Origin of the sequence: Pseudomonas sp. (assembly GCF_049590575.1) — a bacterium.
GTDB lineage: Bacteria > Pseudomonadota > Gammaproteobacteria > Pseudomonadales > Pseudomonadaceae > Aquipseudomonas.
Genome location: NZ_JBAWDE010000420.1, coordinates 1 through 5,290 on the forward strand (window position 1 = coordinate 1; position 5,290 = coordinate 5,290).

Annotated in this window: 7 protein-coding genes; all 7 read left to right on the plus strand. The window is 62.8% G+C overall.

Annotation, left to right across the window (positions count from 1 at the left end; all coding sequences use genetic code 11):
• Nucleotides 1-620, plus strand: a 620-nt coding sequence (gene cheB, locus WBR57_RS29330; protein WP_424088942.1) for a chemotaxis-specific protein-glutamate methyltransferase CheB, incomplete at its 5' end; no start/stop codon positions are given.
• A complete protein-coding gene (locus WBR57_RS29335) occupies nucleotides 620-1,360 on the plus strand; it encodes a flagellar motor protein (protein WP_016976609.1) in 741 nt (246 codons plus the stop codon). The genes cheB and WBR57_RS29335, both read left to right, overlap by 1 nt.
• Before the next feature lie 12 nt (nucleotides 1,361-1,372).
• Nucleotides 1,373-2,260, plus strand: coding sequence for a flagellar motor protein MotD (gene motD, locus WBR57_RS29340; protein WP_424088944.1), 888 nt, complete (start codon nucleotides 1,373-1,375; stop codon nucleotides 2,258-2,260).
• Between the two features lie 51 nt (nucleotides 2,261-2,311).
• On the plus strand, nucleotides 2,312-3,100 hold the full coding sequence (locus WBR57_RS29345; RefSeq protein WP_424088946.1) for a ParA family protein: 789 nt from the start codon (nucleotides 2,312-2,314) through the stop codon (nucleotides 3,098-3,100).
• Nucleotides 3,100-3,915, plus strand: coding sequence for a CheW domain-containing protein (locus tag WBR57_RS29350; protein WP_424088948.1), 816 nt, complete (start codon nucleotides 3,100-3,102; stop codon nucleotides 3,913-3,915). Before WBR57_RS29345 ends, WBR57_RS29350 begins: the two co-directional genes overlap by 1 nt.
• Nucleotides 3,916-3,995: 80 nt before the next feature.
• Nucleotides 3,996-4,478, plus strand: a complete 483-nt coding sequence (locus WBR57_RS29355) for a chemotaxis protein CheW (protein WP_424088950.1) — start codon at nucleotides 3,996-3,998, stop codon at nucleotides 4,476-4,478.
• Nucleotides 4,479-4,871, plus strand: coding sequence for a DUF2802 domain-containing protein (locus tag WBR57_RS29360; RefSeq protein WP_424088952.1), 393 nt, complete (start codon nucleotides 4,479-4,481; stop codon nucleotides 4,869-4,871).
• Nucleotides 4,872-5,290 lie beyond the last annotated feature (419 nt).

Genomic DNA, 5,290 nt, shown 5'->3' on the forward strand with positions numbered 1-5,290 from the left:
CCCCTGCACCCGCACGTGCGTCTGCGCCCAGTGCGCATTCGCCGGCGCCCAAGCGCAAGGCTTACAAACTGGTGGCGATCGGTACGTCCACCGGCGGCCCGGTGGCCCTGCAACGCGTGTTGACCCAGTTGCCGGCCAACTTCCCGGCGCCGATCGTGTTGATCCAGCACATGCCCGCCGCGTTCACCAAGGCCTTCGCCGAACGTCTCGACAAGCTGTGCCGCATCAGCGTCAAGGAAGCCGAAGACGGTGACATCCTGCGCCCAGGCCTGGCCCTGCTGGCGCCGGGTGGCAAGCAGATGATGGTCGACGGGCGTGGCGCGATCAAAATCCTGCCGGGCGACGAGCGCCTGAACTACAAGCCCTGCGTGGATATCACCTTCGGTTCGGCGGCCAAGTCCTATGGCGACAAAGTTCTGGCGGTGGTCCTCACCGGCATGGGCGCCGACGGCCGTGAAGGCGCGCGCCTGCTCAAGCAGGGCGGCAGCGCGATCTGGGCCCAGGACGAAGCCAGCTGCGTGATCTATGGCATGCCCATGGCCATCGTCAAGGCTGACCTGGCGGACGCCGTCTACAGCCTGGACGATATCGGCAAGCATCTGGTGGAGGCTTGCCTCTGATGGATGTCTTGAGCCTGATCGGCATCATCATGGCGTTTGTCGCGATTATTGGCGGCAACTACCTCGAAGGCGGCCACCTTGGCGCCCTGGCCAATGGCCCGGCGGCGCTGATCGTGATCGGCGGCACCGTGGGGGCCGCGTTGCTGCAGTCGCCCATGAGTTCGTTCAAGCGCGCGATGCAGATCCTGATCTGGATCATTTTCCCACCGCGTGTCGACCTGCCAGGCGGCATCGACCGCGTGGTCAACTGGAGCCTCACCGCGCGCAAGGAAGGCCTGCTGGGCCTGGAAGGCGTGGCCGATGCCGAGCCCGACAGCTACGCGCGCAAAGGCTTGCAATTGCTGGTGGACGGCGCCGAGCCGGAAGCGATCCGCAGCATCCTCGAGGTGGATTTCTACACCCAGGAAAGCCGCGACATCAATGCCGCCAAAGTCTACGAAAGCATGGGCGGCTACGCGCCGACCATCGGCATCATTGGTGCGGTGATGGGCCTGATCCACGTGATGGGCAACCTGGCCGACCCTTCGCAACTGGGCAGCGGGATTGCCGTGGCGTTTGTCGCGACCATCTATGGCGTGGCCAGTGCCAACCTGGTGTTGTTGCCGGTGGCCAGCAAGCTCAAGTCGATCGCCCTGCGCCAGTCGCGTTATCGCGAGATGTTGCTCGAAGGCATCCTGTCGATTGCCGAGGGCGAGAACCCGCGCTCCATCGAATTGAAGCTCCAGGGCTTCATGGATTGATGGGAGGTCTGTGTGAGCCGTCGTCGTCGCGAACCTGAAGAACACGTCAACCACGAACGCTGGCTGGTTTCGTATGCGGACTTCATTACCTTGCTGTTCGCGTTTTTCGTGGTGATGTATTCCATCTCGTCGATCAACGAAGGCAAGTACAAGGTCATTTCACAGGCGTTGATCGGCGTGTTCAACGACACCGACCGCGCGCTCAAGCCGATCCCCATCGGCGAAGAGCGGCCCAAGACCGTGACCCCGGCCAAGCCGCTGGTCAACGACAGCGATGAAACCGCTGCCGGCGTGGGCGGTACCAGCGACCCGTTGAAAAGCATCGCCGACGACATCAGCGCCGCGTTTGGCGACCTGATCAGCTCCAACCAGATGACCGTGCGCGGCAACGAGTTGTGGGTCGAGATCGAGCTTAATTCGAGCCTGCTGTTCGCCAGTGCCGACGCGATGCCCAGCGACCAGGCGTTCACCATCATCGACAAGGTGGCGGCCATCCTCAAACCGTTCGAAAACCCGGTGCACGTGGAAGGCTTTACCGACAATTTGCCGATAAGCACCGCGCAATACCCGACCAACTGGGAGCTGTCTTCGGCGCGGGCGGCGAGCATCGTGCGCATGCTCGCGATGCAGGGCGTGAACCCTGGGCGCCTGGCCTCGGTGGGCTATGGCGAGTTTCAGCCGGTGGCCAATAACGCCACGGTGGAAGGGCGTGCGCGTAACCGTCGGGTGGTGCTGGTGGTCTCGCGTAACCTGGATGTGCGCCGCAGCCTGACCGGCACCGGCACCGCCAATGCAACACCGGACGCGGCCTTGAAGCGTGCTGGCACACAAACTGCACCGGCGACTGCAAAGCCGCCGGTTCGTCAGAGTGCCGTCAATTCTCCGTCGCCGGCTCAATAACCTTATGCAATGTCTCGGTCGCGCCAGTGCCTGCCGGGAGGAACCAACCGAATGAGAGTCTGGGCAGTTGCCAATCAAAAGGGTGGAGTCGGCAAGACCACCACTTCCATCGCCTTAGCCGGCTTGCTGGCCGAAGCGGGCAAGCGTGTGGTCGTGGTCGACCTGGACCCCCACGGCTCGATGACCAGCTATTTCGGCTACGACCCGGACGCGCTGGAGCACAGCAACTACGACTTGTTCCTGCACAAAGGCAACGTGCCGTCCGACCTGCCCGGACAACTGCTGCTGCCTACCAGCAATGCCAGCATTTCCCTGCTGCCGTCGAGTACCGCCCTGGCCACCCTTGAGCGCCAGTCGCCGGGGCAGAGCGGCCTGGGCCTGGTGATCGCCAAGACCCTGGCGCAGCTGTGGCAGGACTTCGACTACGCCATCATCGACAGCCCGCCGTTGCTTGGCGTGCTGATGGTCAACGCCTTGGCGGCCAGCCAGCAACTGGTGATCCCGGTGCAAACCGAGCACCTGGCGGTCAAAGGCCTGGAACGCATGGTCAGCACCCTGGCGATGATCAACCGTTCGCGCAAGCAGGCGCTGCCGTTCAGCATTGTGCCGACCCTGTTCGACCGCCGCACCCAGGCGTCCCTGGGCACCTTGCGCGTACTGCGCGATGCCTACCCGGACACTATCTGGAATGGCTATATCCCGGTCGACACGCGGCTGCGCGACGCCAGCCGCGCGGGCTTGACGCCTTCGCAGTTCGACGGCAAAAGCCGCGGCGTCCTGGCGTACCGCGCGTTGCTCAAGCACCTGCTGTCCCAGCAGCTTGTCGCGCAGGTGGCGTGATGAACCGTCCCGTCGAACTCAAGACCCGCCCGCAACTGGCACTGGAATCCTACCTGGATGCCCTGCTGCAGGAGGCGACCGAGGAAGAACAGCCGCTGTTGGTGCTGGAGCCGGCCGTTGAGCCTGCCAGCACGCTGGATGAATTCCAGCTGGCCGTGCTGGAAGAACAGGCCCGCGACAAGCAGGTCGTGACCGCGCCGGTAGTGGTGCCGATCCTGCCGGCCGTCGTGGCGCCGGTGGTGGTCGCACCGGTGGTGGCCGAGCCGGCAGTGGTGGCGCCTGTGGTCGAGGTGCACCTGCCGCCTAGCATCACGCCGCCGCCGGTTGCCGGCGATGATCGCCCGGCCTGGGCTGCCGAGCCGTTCGAGTGCCTGCTGTTCGACGTCGCCGGGTTGACCCTGGCGGTGCCGCTGGTGTGCCTGGGCTCGATCTATTCGCTGGAAGGCCAGGAGCTGACGCCGCTGTTCGGGCAACCGGAGTGGTTTCTCGGCATCCTGCCCAGCCAGGCCGGCAACCTCAAGGTGCTGGACACCGCGCGCTGGGTAATGCCCGACCGCTACCGCGATGACTTCCGCCAGGGCTTGCAATACGTGATCTCGGTGCAGGGCTACGAGTGGGGGTTGGCGGTGCATCAAGTCAGCCGCTCGTTGCGCCTGGACCCGAACGAAATCAAATGGCGCAGCCACCGGGGCCAACGGCCTTGGCTGGCGGGCACCGTGATCGAACACATGTGCGCGTTGCTCGACGTCGCCGAGCTGGCCGAGTTGATCGCCAGTGGCGCCGTCAAGACGATGCCGGTGAACAAACGCAGTTGATTGAACAATAAGGGCCGCGTGATTGCGCAGCCGATGAAGCATATACGCCGTGTCGAGCGGCATTTGAAGGGGTCAGAGAGATGAACAAGTCAGCGTCCGCACAAGGTTTGGATGATCCGATCCTGCAATGGGTTACCTTCAAACTGGACAACGAGTCCTATGGCATTAACGTGATGCGCGTGCAAGAAGTGCTGCGCTACACCGAGATCGCCCCGGTACCGGGTGCGCCAAGCTACGTGCTGGGCATCATCAACCTGCGCGGCAATGTGGTAACTGTAATCGACACCCGCCAGCGCTTTGGCCTGGTGCCGACCGACGTCAACGACAACACGCGTATTGTCATCATCGAAGCCGACAAGCAAGTGGTCGGGATCATGGTCGACAGCGTGGCCGAGGTGGTTTACCTGCGCCAGTCGGAAGTCGAAACGGCGCCGAACGTGGGTAACGAGGAATCGGCCAAGTTCATCCAGGGCGTGTGCAACAAGAACGGCGAACTGCTGATTCTGGTTGAGCTGGACAAGATGATGAGCGAAGAAGAGTGGTCGGATCTGGAGAACATCTGATTGTTCCTTGAAGCGGCGGTGATTGTCCTGGCCCTGTTGTGGGCCGGGACTTTGGCGTTTCTGCTGCGCTATGTGCGCCAGCAGCGCGAATTGGCTTTGCAACAGGCCGAGCGTGATGCCGTGCGTGATCGGCGGATCCTGGAGTTGGTCAAGCGGGTGGATCATTTCCAGCAGAGTGCGGTGAAGGTTGGGGATGAAGTGCACGAGTTGCGCGCGATTCTTGGGCCATTGCCGGACAAGTTGGCGCAGATTGAGCAGCGCGATCCGGCGAGTCTTTCGTTTGCACAGGCGGCGAAGCTGGTGGGGATGGGGGCTACGGTGGATGAGCTGACGCAGTCGTGTGGGTTGACCCAGGCTGAGGCGCAGTTGATGAGTAAGCTGCACAAGAGCTGATTTGGATTTTTGTGCATATCCATTATTTAGGTAGCGGCGGCTTATGGTTCCGCTCTTACAGCGGGTCACTTTGGAAAAGAGCCCCAAAGTAACCAAAGGGCTCTTGCCCCAACACTCGGCACCTCGCCTGCGGCTCGGTGTGCCCTCACTGCGGCTTGAATCCGTGGGCCGCCGCCATGGGCCATCCTTGGCCCATCGCGGCTAACCCGGCGTCCTGCCGGGTTACCCACGGATTCGAGCCTGCGTTCGGCCAGCGTGTTTGACGGGGCGCCTGAGATCAAGATCAAAAGCAAGAGCACGGCGGCCTAGTAGCCTACCTGAGTGGTTGAAGCAGATCAAGAGCGCAGAGCGAGGAGCGAAAGCAAATCTACAGCATAAGCAGATCTGCTTTTCTGTGGGAGCTGGCTTGCCTGCGAAGG

Excerpts from the sequence above, each read along its gene's own strand:
- WBR57_RS29335 (WP_016976609.1), top strand. The coding sequence starts at position 620 with ATGGATGTCTTGAGCCTGATCGGCATCATCATGGCGTTTGTCGCGATT.
- WBR57_RS29345 (WP_424088946.1), top strand. The coding sequence starts at position 2,312 with ATGAGAGTCTGGGCAGTTGCCAATCAAAAGGGTGGAGTCGGCAAGACC.
- WBR57_RS29350 (WP_424088948.1), top strand. The coding sequence starts at position 3,100 with ATGAACCGTCCCGTCGAACTCAAGACCCGCCCGCAACTGGCACTGGAA.
- WBR57_RS29355 (WP_424088950.1), top strand. The coding sequence starts at position 3,996 with ATGAACAAGTCAGCGTCCGCACAAGGTTTGGATGATCCGATCCTGCAA.